The sequence below is a fragment of the Ruegeria sp. BHSC037 genome (genome assembly GCF_059613045.1).
The window spans coordinates 143,617-162,980 of sequence record NZ_JBXWRT010000001.1 but is presented as its reverse complement, the minus strand read 5'-3'; the positions used below and the strand labels follow the sequence as shown (position 1 = coordinate 162,980).

Annotated in this window: 19 protein-coding genes; 6 read left to right on the top strand and 13 right to left on the bottom strand. The window is 64.5% G+C overall.

Features of this window, described 5'->3' with window-relative positions:
- Window positions 1–30: 30 nt before the first annotated feature.
- The 10 genes from AC2FMN_RS00755 to AC2FMN_RS00710 form a co-directional block, all read right to left on the bottom strand.
- Window positions 31–1,164, bottom strand: coding sequence for a peptidoglycan-binding domain-containing protein (locus tag AC2FMN_RS00755; protein WP_496685382.1), 1,134 nt, complete (start codon window positions 1,162–1,164; stop codon window positions 31–33).
- 148 nt (window positions 1,165–1,312) lie between these two features.
- Window positions 1,313–2,809: a mannitol dehydrogenase family protein gene (locus tag AC2FMN_RS00750; RefSeq protein WP_496685379.1), complete on the bottom strand. Its 1,497-nt coding sequence runs from the start codon at window positions 2,807–2,809 to the stop codon at window positions 1,313–1,315.
- Window positions 2,809–3,582 (bottom strand): L-iditol 2-dehydrogenase, encoded by a 774-nt coding sequence (locus tag AC2FMN_RS00745; protein WP_496685378.1) that lies wholly within the window; start codon window positions 3,580–3,582, stop codon window positions 2,809–2,811. The genes AC2FMN_RS00750 and AC2FMN_RS00745 overlap by 1 nt, the downstream gene beginning before the upstream one ends.
- The gene (locus AC2FMN_RS00740; RefSeq protein WP_480727771.1) at window positions 3,579–4,583 is read right to left on the bottom strand and encodes an ABC transporter ATP-binding protein; all 1,005 of its coding nucleotides are present in this window, start codon (window positions 4,581–4,583) and stop codon (window positions 3,579–3,581) included. The genes AC2FMN_RS00745 and AC2FMN_RS00740 overlap by 4 nt, the downstream gene beginning before the upstream one ends.
- A 10-nt stretch (window positions 4,584–4,593) precedes the next feature.
- A complete protein-coding gene (locus AC2FMN_RS00735; RefSeq protein ID WP_496685377.1) occupies window positions 4,594–5,424 on the bottom strand; it encodes a carbohydrate ABC transporter permease in 831 nt (276 codons plus the stop codon).
- A 13-nt stretch (window positions 5,425–5,437) separates the two neighbouring features.
- Window positions 5,438–6,304: a carbohydrate ABC transporter permease gene (locus AC2FMN_RS00730; RefSeq protein ID WP_149775359.1), complete on the bottom strand. Its 867-nt coding sequence runs from the start codon at window positions 6,302–6,304 to the stop codon at window positions 5,438–5,440.
- A gap of 107 nt (window positions 6,305–6,411) precedes the next feature.
- A complete protein-coding gene (locus AC2FMN_RS00725) occupies window positions 6,412–7,713 on the bottom strand; it encodes an ABC transporter substrate-binding protein (RefSeq protein WP_496685375.1) in 1,302 nt (433 codons plus the stop codon).
- 97 nt (window positions 7,714–7,810) lie between these two features.
- Window positions 7,811–8,842 (bottom strand): LacI family DNA-binding transcriptional regulator, encoded by a 1,032-nt coding sequence (locus AC2FMN_RS00720; protein ID WP_496682422.1) that lies wholly within the window; start codon window positions 8,840–8,842, stop codon window positions 7,811–7,813.
- Between the two features lie 112 nt (window positions 8,843–8,954).
- A complete protein-coding gene (locus tag AC2FMN_RS00715; RefSeq protein WP_496685374.1) occupies window positions 8,955–9,128 on the bottom strand; it encodes a hypothetical protein in 174 nt (57 codons plus the stop codon).
- Window positions 9,094–9,549, bottom strand: coding sequence for an FAD:protein FMN transferase (locus AC2FMN_RS00710; RefSeq protein ID WP_496685372.1), 456 nt, complete (start codon window positions 9,547–9,549; stop codon window positions 9,094–9,096). Before AC2FMN_RS00710 ends, AC2FMN_RS00715 begins: the two co-directional genes overlap by 35 nt.
- 6 nt (window positions 9,550–9,555) lie before the next feature.
- Here AC2FMN_RS00710 and AC2FMN_RS00705 point away from each other — a divergent pair, with 6 nt between their 5' ends.
- The 4 genes from AC2FMN_RS00705 (at window position 9,556) to AC2FMN_RS00690 (ending at window position 13,722) form a co-directional block, all read left to right on the top strand.
- Window positions 9,556–9,750, top strand: coding sequence for a hypothetical protein (locus AC2FMN_RS00705; RefSeq protein WP_496685370.1), 195 nt, complete (start codon window positions 9,556–9,558; stop codon window positions 9,748–9,750).
- A gap of 217 nt (window positions 9,751–9,967) precedes the next feature.
- Window positions 9,968–10,885 (top strand): dihydrodipicolinate synthase family protein, encoded by a 918-nt coding sequence (locus tag AC2FMN_RS00700; RefSeq protein WP_496685367.1) that lies wholly within the window; start codon window positions 9,968–9,970, stop codon window positions 10,883–10,885.
- 3 nt (window positions 10,886–10,888) lie between these two features.
- Window positions 10,889–12,385: an aldehyde dehydrogenase gene (locus AC2FMN_RS00695; protein WP_496685365.1), complete on the top strand. Its 1,497-nt coding sequence runs from the start codon at window positions 10,889–10,891 to the stop codon at window positions 12,383–12,385.
- Complete coding sequence (locus tag AC2FMN_RS00690; protein ID WP_496685363.1) at window positions 12,382–13,722, top strand: NAD(P)/FAD-dependent oxidoreductase; 1,341 nt, start codon at window positions 12,382–12,384, stop codon at window positions 13,720–13,722. The genes AC2FMN_RS00695 and AC2FMN_RS00690 overlap by 4 nt, the downstream gene beginning before the upstream one ends.
- Window positions 13,723–13,764: 42 nt before the next feature.
- Here the strand turns inward: AC2FMN_RS00690 and AC2FMN_RS00685 are convergent, their stop codons facing one another.
- Entirely contained in the window at window positions 13,765–15,315 is a 1,551-nt protein-coding gene (locus AC2FMN_RS00685) for a trimethylamine methyltransferase family protein (RefSeq protein WP_496685360.1), read from the bottom strand.
- 161 nt (window positions 15,316–15,476) lie between these two features.
- On the opposite strand from AC2FMN_RS00685, the gene AC2FMN_RS00680 reads away from it, so the two are divergent.
- On the top strand, window positions 15,477–17,102 hold the full coding sequence (locus tag AC2FMN_RS00680) for a GMC family oxidoreductase (protein ID WP_496685358.1): 1,626 nt from the start codon (window positions 15,477–15,479) through the stop codon (window positions 17,100–17,102).
- Between the two features lie 90 nt (window positions 17,103–17,192).
- Entirely contained in the window at window positions 17,193–17,702 is a 510-nt protein-coding gene (locus AC2FMN_RS00675) for a cation efflux transmembrane domain-containing protein (RefSeq protein ID WP_496685355.1), read from the top strand.
- Between the two features lie 40 nt (window positions 17,703–17,742).
- Here the strand turns inward: AC2FMN_RS00675 and AC2FMN_RS00670 are convergent, their stop codons facing one another.
- Together AC2FMN_RS00670 and AC2FMN_RS00665 are read right to left on the bottom strand one after the other, a co-directional pair.
- A complete protein-coding gene (locus AC2FMN_RS00670; RefSeq protein WP_496682398.1) occupies window positions 17,743–18,408 on the bottom strand; it encodes a D-lyxose/D-mannose family sugar isomerase in 666 nt (221 codons plus the stop codon).
- Window positions 18,409–18,426: 18 nt separating this feature from the next.
- Window positions 18,427–19,353 carry a carbohydrate kinase family protein gene (locus AC2FMN_RS00665; protein WP_496682396.1) on the bottom strand — a complete coding sequence of 309 codons (927 nt, stop codon included), beginning with the start codon at window positions 19,351–19,353 and terminating at the stop codon, window positions 18,427–18,429.
- Between the last annotated feature and the right edge of the window lie 11 nt (window positions 19,354–19,364).

Below are 19,364 nucleotides of genomic sequence, written 5' to 3'. Positions count from 1 at the left end.
GGGGCCGCGTTTCCGCACGGCCCGGCCGTTTCAGTCCAGCGCCGTGGTCTGGTTTGCCACCTCGGTCTGCGGTTGCGGGTTTCCCGAATAGATGTCCAGACTGCTGGGCGCGGACTGTTGCGTCACCTGCTGTGACGCAGGGGCCGTCTGGGTTCCGCTGGCAAACAGGGTGCCGCCCTGCGGAGCCGCGGGTTGCGGGGCCGGCTGTTGTTGCTGCGGGGCCGCCGGTGCGAACAGGTTCTGCTGCTGCGCCTGACCGGGCTGGGTTGGGACCTGCCCGGGTTGGGCGGCCGGGGCTCCGAACAATGTGGTCGTGGCGGGCTGCTGTTGGGTTGGTGCAGCTGTGTACTGACCTTGGTTTGCCGCGGGCTGCTGGCCCTGCGGTGCAAAACCCGATGCCGGTGGCTGAGCTGCCGGGGCGCCAAAAGGCGTCGTGGGTTGCTGACTGGCCGCCCCGAACCCGGCCTGTTGCGTGCCGAAGGGCTGCGTCGGAGCCGTCTGGGCATTGGCTTCGTTCTGCAGATAGAGCGGGGTGGGCAGGCCCGCGGCGGTTCGGGCCATCACCAGCGCCTGGACCGGCGTCACCATGGCCGGGCTGGTCCCGGACTGCGCCAGAAACGCATTGCGCGCGCCGATTGTCCCCGGCCCGTTGGCCCCGTCGATGACGCCGCCGTAATAGCCCAGCGATCGCAGCCCTTCCTGCAACATCATGACTTCGGTCGGGTTTAGATCGCGACGGGCAAGGGCGGGGTTCATGCCCCCGGTCTGGCTCAGCAGCGCAGCATATTGCGGCCGGGTCAACTGGCCGGTCTGGGCCTCGCCGCGCGACGCCTGGAACTGACGGATCACCGCCCGGCTGCGCTTGCCCAGCACGCCGTCGACGGTTCCGATATCGTATCCCAAATCGCGAAAGGCGGTCTGGATCTGGATACGCTCGGCCCGGCTGTACTGGCTGTTCAGGCTGGACGCCGAACCCCCGCTGGATGAATAGCTGCGCTGTGGTTGCGCCTGCTTCTTGGCTTTCTGGTTGTCGGTGATCCCCTTGGTGATCAAGGCCCCGACGATGCCGCCGGCGATGAAGTCACCTGCATCCGCGGCTGCCGTGACGGGCATTGACACCGCCAAGGATGCCGCGACGATTGCGGAAATATGCGTGTTTTTCATGGTCAGGCCCCCAAGCAGCTTTGTGACGAACAGACTTAAATGAATGCCACAATGATACTTGGGATAGGCTTGACGGTCCACTTGTATATCCAAAACGGTGTTCGCCCCCGCGTGGTGCACCGGCCGCAGGCGGGGGAGAATGCCGGGATCAGTGTGCCAGATAGGTTTTCAAGGTCTCGGTGGTGCCTTGGGTCCAGATCATGGTCAGCCACCGCGCAAATGCCTCACGGAACGCGGTGAAATCGGCCAGATCACCATAGTACTGGCGCTGCTCCAACCACACGGTTGGGGTTTCACGCGCTTGTGTCGCGACGGCCACCAGATCGTCCCAGAACGGGTCGTTGGGGTCAATCGGCGTCCCGTCTTCGCGCGTGCCGGCGCACATCCGGGCCCAGAACGCCTCGACCAGCGCCAGCCCCTCGACCGAGGCGCCGGCTGCCTGGGCGTCACGGATCGAGGGCAGCACGAATCCTACATGTCTGGACGAGCCGTCAAAGGCGACCCGGCGCGTGGTGTCGATGATGGCCGGATTGCGGAACCGGTTTTCGATCAGGTCGATGTACTCGGCCACCGAACGTTCGGGCACCGGACGCACGAAAGGGGCGATTTCCTCGGTTTCGACCTTGCTGAAGAACCCGGACACCAGCGGATGCGCCATGCACTCCGCGATCGTGCCCAGGTTCAGGATCTCGCCGACATTGGCAAGAACCTGATGGCCCGCGTTCAGAATGCGCAGTTTCATGACCTCATAGTCATGAACGCGGTCGGTAAAGGTGGCGCCGACCTTGTCCCAATTCGGCCGCCCGGCGCAGAAGGCATCCTCGATCACCCATTGGCGGAAGCTTTCATGGGTGACTGGCGCGGCGTCGTCGATCCCCAGCGCGCGCACCAGCTCCAGCTCGGTCGGACCCGTGGCGGGCACGATGCAATCGACCATCGAGTTGGGGAAGGTACATTGCGTGTCGATCCAGTCGGCCAGATCCGGGTCCGACAGGCGCGCCAGCCCCACCACCGCCTGACGCAGAACCTGCCCGTTGCCAATCAGGTTGTCACAGCTCAGCCCGGTCAGCGGACCGACGCCCGCATCGCGCCGCCGTCGCAGGCCCGCGACGATTGCGCCGAAGGCGGTGCGTGGCCGGTCAGGATTGGCGGCATCGTGTCGGATGTCGGGGTGGTCGGTGTCCAGCCCCTTGGTAACGGGGTGCAAGAAATAGCCGCCCTCGGTCACGGTCAGCGACACGATGCGGATCGCCGGATCGGCCAGCTGCGTGATCAGCGGGCCGTTGTCCTCTTGCGGGGGCAGGTAGTCGATCATCGCGCCGGTCACCTCGGCGCGGCGCTGGCCTTCGGTCAGCTCGACTAGCGTGGTGAGACAGTCCTGCGCCAGCAGCTTGCGCCGCATCTCGGCGTCATAGGCGCGCACGCCGGCGCCGATGATGGCCCAATCCTGCGCCGCGCCCTGCTGCATCAGCCGGTGCAGGTACCAGGCCTGATGCGCGCGATGAAAATTGCCCACCCCGATATGCACGATCCCCGGCGTCAGCGCGGCGCGGTCGTATTCCGGGCGCAGCACGCTGTTGGGCAACGCGCCCAGATTGGCCTGACACAACCGGACCGGTCGGGTATCTGCGGGGCGCTCCACCATCAGCTCATCCAATTTCCACCATCCACGTTGTATGTCTGGGCCACGATGTAATCGGCCTCGGACGAGGCCAGAAACACCGCCATTCCGGTCAGGTCCTCGGCCCGGCCCATCCGGCCGAAGGGCACCGCTTCGCCCACTTCCTTCTTCTTCTGTCCCGGCGCCTTGCCCTCGTATTTGGCAAAGAAGGCATCGACGCCGTCCCAGTGCTCGCCATCCACCACGCCGGGGGCGATGGCATTCACGTTGATCCCGTGTCGGATCAGGTTCAGCCCGGCCGATTGGGTCAGGCTGATCACTGCCGCCTTGCTGGCGCAATAGACCGCCACGAGCGGCTCGCCTCGGCGGCCGGCCTGGCTGGCCATGTTGATGATCTTGCCGCCGGTGCCCTGGTCGATCATGTGTCGCGCGACCGCCTGCAAGGTGAACAGGGTACCGGCGACGTTGATGTCGAACACGCGCTGGTAATCCGCGCGGGTGATTTCCACGATCGGGGCTGCGGTGAAGATCGCGGCGTTGTTGATCAGGATGTCGATCCCGCCCATCCGCGCCACGGCGTCGGCCACGCCCGCCTCGATGCTGTCCTGCTGCGAGACATCCATTTCGACCGCAATCGCCTGAGGCCCGATTTCCCGCGCGGCCTTGCGCGCCTGCGGCACGTCGATATCGGCCAGCGCCACCTGCGCGCCCTCGGCGGCATAGGCGCGGGCAAAGGCCAGCCCTATGCCCCGCGCCGCCCCGGTGATCAGGGCCCGTTTTCCAACCAGCCGGTTCATGCGATCCGTAGCCCCGCCGCGTCGAACCGGTGGATCTTGTCCTCCTCCGGCGTCAGATGGATCGTATCACCGTGGCGCAGGCCGACCTCGCCGCCGGCGCGCACGGTCATCGGCTCGGCGAATCCGTCCACATGGACGTGAAAGAACGTGTCCGAGCCCAAATGTTCGGACACCCCGACCGTGCCCTTCCACAGGCCCTCGCTGGGTGAGGCGGCAATGTGTTCGGGGCGTACCCCGATCGTGTGGGCGCCATGCTTTTCGGCCTCGGGGCCTTCGATGAAATTCATCTTGGGCGAGCCGATGAAGCCGGCCACGAACTTGTTGCGCGGCGCGCGGTACAGCTCGAGCGGCGAGCCCACCTGTTCGATCACGCCTGCCTGCAGGACCACGATCTTGTCGGCCATGGTCATGGCCTCGACCTGGTCATGGGTGACGTAGATCATCGTGGTTTCCAGCCGGTTGTGCAGCTCGGATATCTCCAGCCGCATGCCCACGCGCAGCGCGGCGTCAAGGTTCGACAGCGGCTCGTCGAACAGGAAGGCCGCCGGTTCGCGCACGATGGCGCGGCCGATGGCGACCCGCTGGCGCTGGCCGCCCGACAACTGGCCGGGGCGGCGGTCCAGATAGTCCGTCAGGTTCAGTACCTCGGCCGCTTGTTCCACGCGGCGGTCCTGCTCGGCCTTGTCCAGCCCAGCCATGCGCAGCGGAAAGGCGATGTTCTTGCGCACGGTCATGTGCGGATACAGCGCATAGGACTGGAACACCATGGCCAGGCCCCGCTTGGCCGGCGGCACCGCGGTGGCGTCCTGATCGTCGATCAGGATGCGGCCGCCGCTGACGTCCTCCAGCCCCGCGATCAGGCGCAGCAGGGTGGACTTCCCGCAGCCCGAGGGGCCCACGAACACCACGAATTCGCCGTCGTTGATTTCCAGATCCAGCGGCGGAATGACTTCCACGTCGCCAAAGCTCTTGCTGACTTTCTCAAGTACGATGCGTCCCATGTGTCTTTCCTTACTTCACGGCGCCGAAGGTCAGGCCGCGGACCAGTTGTTTCTGACTGAACCACCCAAGGATCAGGATCGGGGCGATGGCCATGGTCGATGCCGCGCTGAGCTTGGCGAAGAACAGGCCCTCGGGGCTGGAATAGCTGGCGATGAACGCGGTCAGCGGGGCCGCGTCGACGGCGGTCAGGTTCAGGGTCCAGAACGCTTCGTTCCAGGCCAGGATGAAGTTCAGCAGCACGGTCGAGGCGATGCCCGGCACCGCCATCGGCGTCAGGATGTAAAGGATTTCCTCTTTCAGCGTGGCGCCGTCCATGCGCGCGGCTTCCAGGATGTCGCCGGGGATTTCGCGGAAATAGGTGTATAGCATCCAGACGATGATCGGCAGGTTGATCAGCATCAGCACCACAACCAAGCCGGCGCGGCTGTCCAGCAGGCCCAGTTCGATGAAAAGCAGGTAGATCGGGTACAGCACCCCCACCGCCGGCAGCATCTTGGTGGACAGCATCCACAGCAGAATGTCCTTAGTGCGCGCCGAGGGCACGAAGGCCATGGCCCAGGCGGCGGGAACCGCGACGATCACGCCCAGCAGGGTGGACCCGCCCGCGATGATGATCGAGTTCCACAAAAACCGCGTGTAGTTCGAGCGTTCCTGAACCACCGCGTAGTTTTCCAGCGTCCAGTCGAAGTTCAGAAAGATCGGCGGGCTGGCGATGGCCTGGGCCTCGGTCTTGAAGCTGGTCAGGATCGTCCAGAGGATCGGAAAGAAGATCAGCAGGCCGACAGCCCAGGCAAAGGCGGTGTTGATCAGCTTGCGTTGTGTGGTGACGGTACGGGCCATGTCGTCGTCCTCCTCACGCGTCCAGGTTTTTGCCGACGATGCGCATCAGGAAGATGGCGACGATATTGGCAAGGATGATGGCATAGACCCCGCCGGCCGAGCCCAGCCCGACATTTTGGCTTTCCAGCACACGCTGGTAGATCAGATAGGTCAGGGTGCGGGTGCCGAAGGCACCGCCGGTGGTCACGAAGATCTCGGCGAAGATCGACAGAAGGAAGATCGTCTGGATGAGGATGACGATCGTGATCGCGCGGCTCAGATGCGGCAGTATGATGAAAAAGAAGCGTTTCAGCGGCGGCGCACCATCCATTTCGGCGGCCTCCAGCTGTTCGCTGTCCAGCGACTGGATCGCGGTCAGCAGGATCAGGGTGGCAAAGGGCAGCCACTGCCAGGACACGATCATGACGATCGATGGCATCGACGCCTCGGACAGCCACGAGATCGGCTCGGCCCCGAAGAACCGCCACAGATGGGCGAACAGGCCGTTGACCGGGTCCATGAACATGTTCTTCCATACCAGCGCCGAAACGGTGGGCATCACGAAAAACGGGGCAATTACCAGAATGCGCACGACGCCCTGACCCCACATCGGCTGATCCAGCAGCAGAGCCAGCAGGATGCCCAGAACTACGGTAATGGCCAGCACGCCACCCACGATCACGAGCGTCGCTTGAACGGCGGGCCAGAATGAACTTGAAGTCACGAAGCGGACGTAGTTGTCGAACCCCACCCAACCCAGGTCGCCGCCGCGCAGCGGCAGGTATTTCTTGAAGGAAAAATACAGCGTCATCGTCAGCGGAACCAGCATCCAGCCCAGCAACAGGACCACGGCGGGGGCCATCATCAGGCGTGCGACGGATCGGGAGTGTTGAGTTGCCATGACGCAAGACCTCTCTGTTCAGGCGGCTTGTTGCCTGCGAGACTAACACGGGTTGTGGAAGGGGGAGAGCGGGGGACAGAAACCTGCCCACCCGCCGGGAGGAGGCCTCAGTACCCTGCGGCTTCCATTTCTTCGGCCGTGAAGGCCTGCGCCTTGGCCAGAGCTTCGTCAACCGACTGCTGTCCGGCATAGACCGCCGAGAATTCCTGGCTCACCTGGGTGGCGATGCCCGCGAATTCGGGGATGGCGACGAACTGGATCCCGGTATACGGCGTCGGCTCGACGCAGCAGTTTTCCGGATCGGCCGCAAGGATCGACTTCAGCGTCATCTGCGCGAAGGGGATGTCCTTGTAGTCGGGGTTCTCGTACAGCGAGGTGCGCGCACCCGGCGGAACGTTGGCCCAGCCCTCGTTCTCGGCGACCAGCTCGATATAGTCTTTCGAGGTGGCCCATTCGATGAACTGCTTGGCGGCGTCCTCTTTCTGGGTGCCGGCGGGGATGGCCAGGGCCCAGGCCCACAACCAGTTGGCGCGTTTGTCAACGCCTTCCGAGTTCGGCGCCAGCGCAAAGCCAACCTTGTCGGCCACGGTCGAGTCGTTGGGGTTGGTCACAAAAGACGCCGCAACGGTGGCGTCGATCCACATGCCGCATTTGCCCTGCTGGAACAAAGACAGGTTCTCGTTGAAGCCGTTGGTGGCATACCCGGCGGGGCCGGATTCGCTCATCATGTCGACGAAGAAGGTCAGCGCCTCTTTCCACTCGGGCTGATCGAACTGGGGTTTCCAGTCTTCGTCGAACCAGCGCGCGCCGAACGAGTTCGCGGTCACGGTGATGAAGGCGCCACCCTCACCCCAGCCGGCCTTGCCGCGCAGGCAGATCCCGTTGATGTCGTTCTCGCGGTCGGTCATCTTGGCCGCCGCCTCGCGGATGAACTGCCAAGTCGGCGCCTCGGGCATCTCCAGACCGGCCTTCTCCATCAGGTCGGTGCGGTACATGATCATCGAGCTTTCGCCGTAGAACGGTGCCGCATACAGCGTGCCGTCGTGGCTGAGGCCGCCGCGCATCGCGGGCAGGATGTCGTCCACGTCATATTCTGCCGACATGCCGTCCAGCGGCACAAGCCAGCCGTTCGCGCCCCAGATCGGCGTTTCGTACATGCCGATGGTCATGATGTCGAACTGGCCGCCCTTGGTCGAGATGTCGGTGGTTACACGCTGGCGCAGAACGTTTTCTTCCAGCGTGACCCATTCCACTTCGTGGCCGGTCGCTTCGGTGAACTTGTCGGTGTATTTCTGCATGCGGATCATGTCGCCGTTGTTGACGGTGGCGATCGTGATCGTTTCGGCAGACGCCACGCCGGCGGTCAACGCCGCGGCACTTGCCGCCCATAGAACGGATTTCAGGTACATTCTTTCCTCCCTGGTGTCGAATTACCTAAAGGAAAGCATCGTGAATTAATTGTCGCGCGTCAACTAAAATTTTACGCGCGTAAAATAGTGTCGAGAATCAGGCCGAACTCCGCAATATCAGGCGCGCGGGAAACAGCGTTTCGGTGCGCGCGCTCAGCCGTCCGCCGCCCTCGACCAGTTGCGTCAGCGTCTCAACGGTGCGATTCGAAACCGCGTTGTAGTCATGCGCCGCGGTGGTCAGCGACGGGCAGGTGAACTTGGAAAACGGATGGTCGTCATGCGATGCGACGCGCAGGTCGCAGTCGTCGCCCAACCCGACCCGCAGGCCCTTTTCATAGCAGGCAGACAGGAACCCGATGGCCAGCCGGTCATTGCTGCACAGAATGGTGCGCGAGGGCAGGCTAGGCTGTTCCAACAGTTTGAATGCGCCTTGGCGTCCGATTTCCTCGAATCCCCAGCCGCGACCGTCGACCTTGATCACCTGCGGCTCGAAGCCCAGGCTCTCCATCTTCTTGACATAGGCGATGCGGCGCTTGTTGGCGTTGGGGTTGGCGGGGTGCCGCATCTCGAAGAACGCGGGCGGCTCGCCGCTGCGGCACAGGTAATCGACGGTCTGTTCGATGAAGCTCGCGTTGTCCGACCCGACAAAGGCGGCGCCCATGCCTTCCAGGTTGCTGTCGAACAGGATGGTGGGGATGTCCTTGCAGAATTTCTCGATGAACGACCGGTCGGAGTCGCGCCCCAGCGGCGCCAGCAGCACGCCCGCCGGCTTCAGCGCGCGCAGGCTGTCGAGAATCTCGGTCTCCTGCACTGGGTCGCCATAGGCGCTGTAGAGCGTCGGACGGAACCCGGCCTCGATGCATTTTTCCTCGATGTTGCGGGCGATCTCGGCAAAGAACGGGTCGGCCAGGTAGGGCACCACAATGCCGACATTCTTGGTCAGCTTGCGGTTCTGGTTCATGGCAAAGATGTTGGGGCGATAGTCGAAACGTTCCAGCGCCTGTTCGATCCGTTCCCGGGTCGACCGCCGGACGCTGTCGGGATCGTTGAAATATTTCGAAACCGTCGGGCGCGATATCCCGCTGACCGCCGCAAACTCCTCCATGTTCCGGATTTTTCTGGGTGCCATGCCTTGCCTCTGGCGCGGGGCCAGGCCCGCGCCACTGTGAATTTGTCGGTGTTTTACCTTTTCTTATCGCGCGACAAATTTCAACGGCAGAGTTCCGGGACGGCCATTCGGGTCAGATCAGCATCTCGAGCCGGGCGCCGGGGAAGCGTTGCAGAGCCGATGCGATCCGGTCCGCAGGCAGCAGGCACAGCGCGGTCGACAGCCCGTCGGCGCGGCTGTCGATGGCGGCGATTTCGCCCATGTCGACCAGCTCATCGGTCAGCCCCTGCGCCCTGCGCGATGCCATTCAGCATCAGCGCCCGCGCCCGTTCCACCTCGGCATCCGGTGCGCCGGCGGCCAGCGCCATCCACAGCGGTTGAACGATCGGGTCGAATGCGACGCCGGTCGCGTCATACAGGGCGGCGCTTTGGGTCAGCACCTGTAGCAGTTCCGGCGCCGGGGCGGGCAGGGTGCCGTCGCGGTTAAGGAGCAGGTGCGAGTCGGGACGGTACAGGCTGAAGATGTTCTCTAGCCGGTCCAGTTCGGCCTCGAGCGCGGCAATGATCGGCGCGGCTTGTGTGTCACTCAGTCCGACCAATTGCAGGCCAGCGGGCGGCTCCAGAGCGGTACCGCGCCAGCGGGCAACCGGTGCGGCGCGCGCCACGGTCGGCAAGGCCGCACAGGCGGCCGAGATGGTCAGGAAACAGCTGCGGGACAGGCGGGTCATGCGCTGGTGTCCCAGCTGGAACAGCTCAAGGTCCAGACCGGGGCACAACGGGTGGCCGAGTTCCTTTTGAACCTGTGTGACTGCGACGGGGGCGCCTGCGTCGTGGAATCGCTCTATGACAAGATGCTGATCGCCGGTCGTCTGGGCATGAAGCCCGACAGCCTGGGCCGTGCGTTTTCACGGCTCAAGGCGGTGGGGTGAAGATCAACCGCAACCACGCGGAAATCTCGGATATTCCGCTGCTGCGCGACTATGCCGACAGCGATCCGGCCGAGAACTGGGCGCGCTAGGTCACTGCGTTGCGACCCGGCCCGAAGGCGCGCCGGTTCGGCGCGTCTTTTTTTCTGTAAGATTCTATTGTACACAAATTGTATTCTATTGTAGCGTCCCGGAAAAGCGCCATGCACAAGGGACGAAGATGACACCCGTGTTCAGATTTCAGGGGATCTATACCCCGGTGGTGACGCCCTATGCGGATGATTTCAGCGTCGATTGGGATGCGCTGGCCGAGGTGATCGAATACCTGGTCGAGAATGGCGTGCACGGGATGATCTCGGGCGGGTCCACGGGCGAAAACTATGCCCAGACCGTTGATGAAAGGCTGGAACTGGCGCGTTTTACCCACCAGCGATTGAAGGGTCGGCTGCCTTTGGTGGTCGGGACCGGCGCGATGATGACGCCGGATTCGATCGCGTTGGCCCAAGGCGCGCGCCAGATCGGGGCCGATGCCATCCTGCTGGCCAGCCCGCCCTATTCGGTGCCGACAGACCGGGAAAACGCCCTGAATGCGCTGGCCATCGACAAGGCGGCCGATTTGCCGGTGATGCTGTATAATTATCCGCATCGCACCGGCACGATGATGGGGGCCGAGTTCCTCGACCGTGTGGGGCGCAGCCGCAATTTTTGCGGCATCAAGGAAAGCTCGGGCGACATCAACCGCGTACATATGCTTGCGCGGGACTATCCGCATATTCAGCTGGGCTGCGGCATGGACGATCAGGCGCTGGAATTTTTCGCCTGGGGTGCGCCCTTCTGGGTCTGTGGCGGGTCGAACTTTCTGCCGCGCGAGCATGTGGCGCTGTATGAGGCCTGCGTGCTGCAGGGCGATTTCACCAAGGGCCGCCGGATCATGTCGGCGCTGATGCCGTTGATGCGGGTGCTCGAACAGGGCGGCAAGTTCATCCAGACCATCAAGCATGGGGTCACGATGAACGGCATCCCGGCGGGCGCGGTACGGTCGCCTCTGAAGGGGCTGAACAAGGATGACAAGCGCGCGCTGGAACAGGTGACCCGCGTGCTGAAACGCAAGATCGCAGACATCATGGCGGAGGGCTGAGGCATGGGCTTGCTGACACGGGACGAATACGCATCCATCGCCGCCGGGCTGGACCTGCCCACCGGCGCCTTCATCGATGGCGGCTATCGCCCGGCGATCTCGGGCGCGGTGTTTCCCACGGTGAACCCGGCTACCGGCGCGGTGCTGACCGAGGTCGCGGCCTGCGACGCCGCCGATGTGGACCTGGCCGTGGAAAAGGCGCGCGAGTCCTTCGATGACGGCCGCTGGTCGCGCCTGCATCCGTCGGCGCGCAAGGATGTGTTGATCCGCCTGGCCAAGCTGATGACCCGTAATGCCCGCGAACTGGCGGTCATGGAAAGCATCGACAGCGGCAAGACCATCTTTGACTGCGAAACCGTGGATGTGCCCGAGGCGATCCACTGCCTGAAATGGCATGCCGAGGCGATTGACAAGATTTACGATCAAGTCGCGCCTGCCAGCGACGACCACATCGCGATGATCTTGCGCGAACCGATCGGGGTGGTGGGGTTGGTGCTGCCGTGGAACTTCCCCTTGCTGATGCTGGCCTGGAAAATCGGCCCGGCGCTGGCGGCCGGGTGCTCGGTGGTGGTGAAGCCGGCGATGGAAACCCCGCTGACTGCCCTGCGTCTGGCCGAACTGGCCGTCGAGGCCGGGCTGCCGCGCGGTGTTTTGAACGTGGTTCCGGGTGGCGGCGCCGAGGTGGGCGAACCCATCGGGCGGCACATGGATATCGACATGGTGTCCTTCACCGGCTCGACCGTGACGGGCAAGAAATTCCTGTCCTATGCCGCCGAAAGCAACGCCAAGGAGGTAGTGCTGGAAATGGGCGGCAAGAACCCGGCCATCGTCATGGAGGATGCCGAGAACCTCGATCGGGTTGCCGCCCATGTGGTGAACGGGGCGTTCTGGAACATGGGCGAGAATTGCTCGGCCACGTCGCGCCTGATCGTGCACCGCGCGGTCAAGGCCGACCTACTGGAGCGCATCGCCCACCACGCCCGCCAGTGGACTGTGGGCGATCCGCTGGACCCTGCAACCCGGCTGGGCGCGCTGGTCAGCAAAGACCATTTCAACAAGGTCTGCGGCTATCTGGACAAGGCGCCTTCAGTCCTTCTGGGCGGCAAGGCTGAAAATGGGTTCGTCGAGGCAACCGTGGTCGAGCTGCCGGACAATGACGCGCCGCTGGCGCGCGAGGAAATCTTTGGGCCCGTTCTGTCGGTGATCGAGGTCGCGGGGTTCGACGAGGCCATCGCGATGGCCAATGACACGCCATATGGGCTCTGCGCGTCGCTGTTCACCGCCAACGCCAAGCGCGCGCTGCGCGGCGCCCGCGCGATCCGGGCCGGGACCGTGACGGTGAACAGTTTTGGCGAGGGCGACATCTCGACCCCGTTCGGCGGCTACAAGCAGTCGGGTTTTGGCGGTCGGGACAACGGGCTGCACGCGCATGACCAGTACGCGCAGCTGAAGACGCTGTGGATCGACCTGTCGGATGATGCCGACGAGGCGGTGGATTGACGCGGTTCAGCGCTTGCCGCCTGCCGGTGCAGCGCGGCCCGGCTGCGTGGAATGCCCTGCTGGGCCCGCAACCTCCCGCGCGGCAGCTTTCGGGCAATATCACCTCAGATTTCACCATCGTGGGCGCAGGCTTTGCCGGCCTGTCTGCGGCGCGGCGTCTGCGGCAGCTGGTGCCCGATGCGCGGATCGTGGTGCTTGAAGCCGGGCGCGTGGCGGAAGGCGCGGCGGGGCGCAACTCGGGCTTCATGATCGATCTGCCGCATGATCTGGCCTCGGACGACTATGCCGGGGCGGGCGATGACCGGGCGATGATCGGGTTGAACCGGCAGGCAATCGCTTTCGCTCACGCGGCGGTCGAGGAGTACGGCATCGACCCCAACTATTTCGATCCAGTGGGCAAAGTGAACGGCGCGGCCAGCCCGGCGGGACATGCGCACAACCAAAGCTATGCCCGCCATCTGGACAGCCTCGGCGAGCGGTCCGAGATGCTGGACCGGCATCAGATGCAGGAACTCACCGGGTCCGGGCACTATGTATCGGGGTTGTTTACGCCGGGCACGGTCATGCTGCAGCCGGCGGGCTATGTGCGCGGTTTGGCGGCGGGGCTGGCGGCCGATGGGGTGCAGATTTTTGAACACGGCGCGGTCACGGGGTTCCAGCGCGACGGGGCGGGCTGGCGCGTGCAGACCGCGCGCGGGCAGGTCTCGACCGGCCGGCTGATCTTGTCGGTGAACGGTCACCTGGAAAGTTTCGGTGTCGAACGTGGTCGTCTGATGCAGCTGTTTCTGTTCGCGGCGATGACGCGAGAACTGGACGCTGATGCACTGGCCCGGCTGGGTGGTCAGCCGCGCTGGGGCGTGACCCCGTCCGATCCGATGGGCACCACCATGCGCCGGATCGACACCGGGCAGGGTGGCGACCGGATCATTGCCCGCACCTGTGCGGTGCTGCGCCCGGGCATGGAGGCGCGGGCATCTGACCTGCGGCGCGCGGCTGCGGTGATGCGGCGCAAATTCGACCGGCGCTTCCCGCCGTTGCGCGGCATCGCGATGGAGTACGAATGGGCCGGTCATCTGTGCCTTAGCCTGAACGGCGTCTCGGTCACCCGCGAGATCGAGACCGGCGTTTATTCAGCCTGCGTCCAGAACGGGTTGGGCACCGCGCGCGGCACATTGACCGGGATCGCCGCGGCCGAAATGGCCTGCGCCGTGCGGTCCGGGATCAGCGAGCATTTCGGAGCCGAGGATCGGCCCAGACGCCTGCCGCCCCGGCCGTTGTCTGAGATCGGGGCCAACATGGTGCTGCGATGGAAGGAATGGCGCGCGCGCGACGAATGAAAAAGGCCCGCCTGACAGGCAGGCGGGCACGTGGTGTGTTTCCTAATAATGCTGGTTCAATTCGTCGGCGGCGGGAATTTCCCGCTCGCGCCGGGCAATGTAATCGCGTAGCGCCTCGTCGATGGCCGGGTCCAGCCGGGGCTCTTGATACTCGGCCAGCAGCTTGCGGGCGTGGTTCAGGGCGCGCTCGGTGATCTCGACCTCGCCCTCGGCCACCCATTGCTCGATCGAGTTGTTGTCGAACAGTTCGGGCATGAAGAACGCCTCCTGGAAGTTCTCCTGCGTGTGCGGGTGGCCCAGGTAGTGCCCGCCCGGGCCGATATCCGACACCGCCGCGACGGCCTGATCGAAATCGTCCCATTTCGGCCCCTCGGCCATGCGATGGGCCATGGCGCATTGTTCGGCATCCACTAAGAACTTTGCGACGGAACAATGCATCCCGGCCTCGTTCCAGCCCGCCGAATGCCAGATGTAGTTTGCCCCGGCATGGATCACCGCCGACAGCGTGGTCGCGGATTCGTACCCCGCCTGCGCATCGAATGTCTTGGCCCCGCCCAGCGTGTTCGAGCTGCGCCACGGCACGCCGTAATGCCGGGCCATCTGGCCGATCATGAAGTTCATCAGGCTGATCTCGGGCGTGCCCGCCATCGGCGCGCCGGATTTCATGCTGACGGTCGACAGGTAATGGCCGTAGATCGCCGGACAGCCGCGCCGGATCACCTGCGTGTAGGCCAGCGCGCTCAGCGCCTCGGCGTTCAGCTGCGCGACCGTCGCCGGCACGCTGGCCGGCGTGTTCGCCCCGCCCAGCACGAAGGGCGAGCATAGCACCGGCTGATTGCGGCGACAGAAGGCGCGCATCGCCCCCAGCATGGTCTCGTCCCAGACCAGCGGCGAGTTGCCGTTGCAATTGCCGGTGGTGACCGGGTGATCCTCCATGAACTCCTCGCCGAACAGGATGGCGCACATCTCCATCACGTCTTCGGCGTTCTTGGGCGAGGTGGTCATGCCCATGAAGGTCTTGTCGGAATATTTCATCGACGAATAGGTGATGCGCAGATGGCGCTGACTGATCGGGTGGTCATAGGGCTCGACGATGTGGTGGGCCGAGGAATGCAGCGCCGGAAGCATGTGGCTGAGCTTGTGGAACATCGCCAGATCGTCCAGCGTCGGGTTGCGCCGCACGTCATCCAGATCCCGCAGGAAGGGCGCCCCGGTCATCGGCACGAAAATCGCGTGCCGCCCGCCCAGCCGCACGTTCTTTTTCGGGTCGCGGGCGTGATAGGTGAAATCCGTCGGGATGGTCGCGATCAATTCGCGGACCAGCCCGCGATCAAGATACACCCGCTCGCCGTCGACTTTGGCACCAGCCGCCTTCCAGTCGGCCAGCGCGATCGGGTCGCGGAACTGCACGCCCACGTTTTCGAGGATATCCATCGACGCCGCGTCGATCCGCTCGACCTGTGACCCGTCCATCACTTCGCACAGCGGGATGTTGCGGGTCAGGCCCGGCAACATGTCAAAGCTGGGTGCGGTGCGCAGGGCGCGGCGGGCGGCGCGGCCTCCGTTGCGGACGCGGGTTGCGGTCTGGGTCATTCTGGGCCTCCTTTGGTACCAGTCTGACCGCCGACCGGGGGCGCGACCTGCAGGATTGCGAAATACTGTTGCGGAATGCGACATCTGACCCGTGCATTGCCTGCAACAGCTGCTAAGCTGCGCTCCGCAGGATCAGGAACAATGCACAGAGCAGACCGAGAATGAATTCCGCCACATCTGAAACCGCCCGGCTTGAGGGTGAATACGACTATATCATCGTAGGCGCGGGTACCGCGGGCTGCGTGCTGGCCAACCGGCTGACCGAGGACCCCAAAACACGGGTTCTGCTGCTCGAGGCGGGCAAGTCGGACAATTACCATTGGGTCCACATCCCGGTGGGGTATCTGTACTGCATCGGCAATCCGCGCACCGACTGGATGATGAAAACCGCGCCCGAGCCGGGGCTGAACGGGCGGTCGCTGGTCTATCCGCGCGGCAAGGTGCTGGGCGGGTGCAGCTCGGTCAACGGGATGATCTACATGCGCGGGCAGGCGGCCGACTATGACCATTGGCGGCAACTGGGCAACGCGGGCTGGGGCTGGGAAGACGTGCTGCCCTATTTCCTGAAATCCGAAGATCACCATGCCGGCGACAGCGAAATGCACCGGGCCGGCGGCGAATGGAAGGTTCAGAAACAGCGGTTGAGCTGGGAGATTCTGAAGGCCGTGCAGGATGGCGCGCGCGAGATCGGCATCCAGCCGCGCGCCGATTTCAATGACGGCAACAACGAAGGCTCGGGGTTTTTCGAGGTCAACCAGAAGAACGGCGTGCGCTGGAACACGGCCAAGGGATTTCTGCGACCCGCGATGAAACGGCCCAACCTGCGGGTCCTGACCGAGGCCGAGACGCTGGGCCTGATCCTCGAGGGCAAGACCGTGCGCGGCGTACGCTTTGCCCTTGGCGGCACCGAATACTGGGCCTTGGCCAGGGCAGAGGTTCTGTTGGCGGCGGGGTCGATCAACTCGCCCAAGCTGCTGGAACTGTCGGGGATCGGCGACCCCCAGGTGCTGGCGGCGCACGGAATCGCGGTCCAGCATGAAAGCCCGGGCGTGGGGGCGAACCTGCAGGACCATCTGCAGATCCGTACCGTGTTCAAGGTGCAGAACGCCAAAACTCTGAACACCATGGCCAACAGCCTGTGGGGCAAGGCGCGCATCGCAGCGCAATACGCCCTGACCCGGTCGGGTCCGATGGCGATGGCGCCCAGCCAGTTCGGCATGTTCACCAAATCCGACCCGATGCTGGCCACGCCGGATCTGGAATATCACGTGCAGCCGCTGTCGACCGACCGGCTGGGCGATCCGCTGCATCCGTTCCCCGCGATCACCGTCTCGGTCTGCAATCTGCGGCCCGAAAGCCGGGGGCACTGCCACATCACCACGCCCGATCCGAAGGCCCAGCCCGAGATCAGGTTGAATTACCTCTCGGCCGAGCGTGACCGGCAGGTGGCCGTCAAATCCGTGCAGCAGGCACGGCAGGTGATGGCGGCGCGGGCTCTGGCACCCTATAATCCGCAAGAGGTTCTGCCCGGCCCCGAGATCAACGATCAACAGGGTCTGCTGGATGCGGTGGGCGACATCGCCACCACGATCTTTCACCCGGTCGGCACCTGCCGCATGGGCAGTGACGCCGCCGCGGTGGTCGATCCACAGTTGCGCGTGCGGGGGCTGGAGGGGCTGCGGGTGATCGATGCCTCGGTTATGCCGAAGATCGTCTCGGGCAATACCGCCTCGCCCGTGATCATGATCGCGGAAAAGGCTGCCGACATGATCCGCGGACGGGCATGATAAAGGTACATGGGGAATGCGCCACGGCCCGCCGGACATAAATGAGCGCCTGCCTCATCAACCGGAAATGCTGAACCGACGCAGGGCACATTGATTTTTGAACACCGGTCGCTGAACGCGACAAAATGGGCCAGCCCGTTCATGGCGGGCGCAGGGGGTGCGGCCGGGTTGCTGGCAAACTCCGACGCGCTGTTGCTGAACGGGCTGTTCTCGGGGCTCAATTTCGCAACGGCTCTGGTGGCGGGATGGGTCGCCGCCCCGATCCGGCGCGCCCCGGACCAGAACCGCGCCTTCGGATACGAGATCGACGAGTCCGTCTACGTGATGTTCCGCAGCCTGTTGTTATTCGGGATCATCGTGATGGCGGCCGGTTCGGCGGTGAATCGTCTGCTGGCCTATGCCAAGACGGGCGAAGCCGTGCCGGTGGTTCTGGAATGGATCCTGATCTATGCCGGGGCGATGGCGGCGATCTGCCTGGCGTTGTTCGCCTATCAGCGCTGGAACTGGCGCCGCACCGGCAAGACCAGCGATCTGCTGCGGGTCGAGGCCCGGGCCGCGATGGTCGACGGAGTGCTGAGCCTTGGGGCCGGGTTGCGTTGACATTGGCCTCTGACCCGCACCTTGGCCCGGCCCCGCGCGCTCAGTAATCGGCGACCAGCAGGAATTCGGGCGCGGTGTCTTCCTCGATCGTGGCAAAGCGCGGGATGGGCTGTTCGAACACGTTGTCGGTGCGGTCGTCATTGACGGTCGAGACCTCGCCGATCAGACAATCGCCCTTTTCCGCCCAGAAGGCGTGCCAGATGCCGGGCATCAGCGTGACGCTTTCGCCCGGCTTCAGGCGCAGATGCTCGCCCGGCTGGATGGTCACCGGGCAGGCGTCGCTGGGTACGGTAACAGGGGTGTCGCGGTCGATGCTGCCATCGGGGGCCGAGGCGTAGATCTCCATCACCAGATCGCCGCCGCCGCGGTTGATGATGTCCTCGGCCTTGACGATGTGGCGATGCATCGGCGACAGCTGTTTGTCACGCGAAATCAAAAGCTTCTCGGCATAGAGCATGCCCCGTCCTGCGCTCAGGTCCTTTTCGTCGCCATTGCGCAGGGTGAACAGGAACAGGCCCAGCTCGTCGAACTTGCCCTGGCCGTAATCGGTGATGTCCCAGCCAAGGCCGCGGGCGCGGATGCCGGCGGCCTGCGGGCTGCGCATCTGCTCGGGCGTCCAGTCGGCAAAAGGCGGCAGGGCAAAGCCGAACGAATTGATGAAGTCCTGTGCCTCTGCCTTGATGCGGTTGATCTCGGATCGTTTCATATCGGTGCTTTCGATGACTTACAGCTCGTGCGCCCAAGGCGGGTTGGCCCCGGCGCGGGATACGGTGACGGCGGCGACCTTGCCGCCCAGTTCCAACGCGGCGCGCAGGTCGTCGGGCGAGATCGCGCGGAGCGCCTGTTTGGTCAGCAGCCCGGCGCGGTGCAGTTGCGCCAACACCCCGGCGTTGAACGTGTCGCCCGCGCCCACCGTATCGACGACCTGAACCGGCGTGACCGGCGCCGTAACCGTGCGGCCATCGGCCAGATACCCGGTCGCGCCCTGGCTGCCGCGCGTGACGATCACCACGGCGGGGCCGGCCTGCAGCAGCAGCGGCACCTTTTCTTCCAGCGTTTCGGGGCCTGGGACGATCCAGTCCAGATCTTCGTCCGAGACCTTGACGATATCGGCCTGCGCGATCATCCGGTTCAGCCGGGTGCGATAGCGGGTCTGGTCTTGGATGAAGCCGGGGCGGATGTTGGGGTCGATCATCACTGCGCGCTCGGCCCCGTGGCGGTCCAGCAGGGCGGCATAGGCATCGGCGCAGGGCTCGCAGGCCAGGCTGATGCCGCCGAAATACAGCGCCGAGGTCGCGGTCAACTGGTCCGGCATATCCTCGGGGCGCAGCATCCGCCCGGCCGAGTTTTCATCGACGAAGGAATAGGTGGCGTGCCCGTCCTGCAGTTGCACGAAGGCCAGCGTGGTCGGACGATCCGAAAGAACAACCTGCGAGCCATCCACATGACTGTCTTTCAGAGCCTGCGCCAATTGCTGGCCGAACATGTCGCTCGACAGCCCGGTCAGCATTCCGGCAGGCGCACCCAGCCGGCCCAGGGCGATGGCCGTGTTGAACACCGCGCCGCCCGAATGTGGCACGAAACCTTGCGCGCCCGAAACCGTCGGTTCCGCGATCATGTCGATCAGGGCTTCGCCACAGCACAGGATCATGTCCCGGCTCC

What these genes read in the sequence shown, in the direction of transcription:
- AC2FMN_RS00755 (WP_496685382.1), bottom strand. Translation starts at nt 1,164, where the DNA reads ATGAAAAACACGCATATTTCCGCAATCGTCGCGGCATCCTTGGCGGTG.
- AC2FMN_RS00750 (WP_496685379.1), bottom strand. Translation starts at nt 2,809, where the DNA reads ATGGTGGAGCGCCCCGCAGATACCCGACCGGTCCGGTTGTGTCAGGCC.
- AC2FMN_RS00745 (WP_496685378.1), bottom strand. Translation starts at nt 3,582, where the DNA reads ATGAACCGGCTGGTTGGAAAACGGGCCCTGATCACCGGGGCGGCGCGG.
- AC2FMN_RS00740 (WP_480727771.1), bottom strand. Translation starts at nt 4,583, where the DNA reads ATGGGACGCATCGTACTTGAGAAAGTCAGCAAGAGCTTTGGCGACGTG.
- AC2FMN_RS00735 (WP_496685377.1), bottom strand. Translation starts at nt 5,424, where the DNA reads ATGGCCCGTACCGTCACCACACAACGCAAGCTGATCAACACCGCCTTT.
- AC2FMN_RS00730 (WP_149775359.1), bottom strand. Translation starts at nt 6,304, where the DNA reads ATGGCAACTCAACACTCCCGATCCGTCGCACGCCTGATGATGGCCCCC.
- AC2FMN_RS00725 (WP_496685375.1), bottom strand. Translation starts at nt 7,713, where the DNA reads ATGTACCTGAAATCCGTTCTATGGGCGGCAAGTGCCGCGGCGTTGACC.
- AC2FMN_RS00720 (WP_496682422.1), bottom strand. Translation starts at nt 8,842, where the DNA reads ATGGCACCCAGAAAAATCCGGAACATGGAGGAGTTTGCGGCGGTCAGC.
- AC2FMN_RS00715 (WP_496685374.1), bottom strand. Translation starts at nt 9,128, where the DNA reads ATGGCATCGCGCAGGGCGCAGGGGCTGACCGATGAGCTGGTCGACATG.
- AC2FMN_RS00710 (WP_496685372.1), bottom strand. Translation starts at nt 9,549, where the DNA reads ATGACCCGCCTGTCCCGCAGCTGTTTCCTGACCATCTCGGCCGCCTGT.
- AC2FMN_RS00700 (WP_496685367.1), top strand. Translation starts at nt 9,968, where the DNA reads ATGACACCCGTGTTCAGATTTCAGGGGATCTATACCCCGGTGGTGACG.
- AC2FMN_RS00695 (WP_496685365.1), top strand. Translation starts at nt 10,889, where the DNA reads ATGGGCTTGCTGACACGGGACGAATACGCATCCATCGCCGCCGGGCTG.
- AC2FMN_RS00685 (WP_496685360.1), bottom strand. Translation starts at nt 15,315, where the DNA reads ATGACCCAGACCGCAACCCGCGTCCGCAACGGAGGCCGCGCCGCCCGC.
- AC2FMN_RS00680 (WP_496685358.1), top strand. Translation starts at nt 15,477, where the DNA reads ATGAATTCCGCCACATCTGAAACCGCCCGGCTTGAGGGTGAATACGAC.
- AC2FMN_RS00670 (WP_496682398.1), bottom strand. Translation starts at nt 18,408, where the DNA reads ATGAAACGATCCGAGATCAACCGCATCAAGGCAGAGGCACAGGACTTC.
- AC2FMN_RS00665 (WP_496682396.1), bottom strand. Translation starts at nt 19,353, where the DNA reads ATGATCCTGTGCTGTGGCGAAGCCCTGATCGACATGATCGCGGAACCG.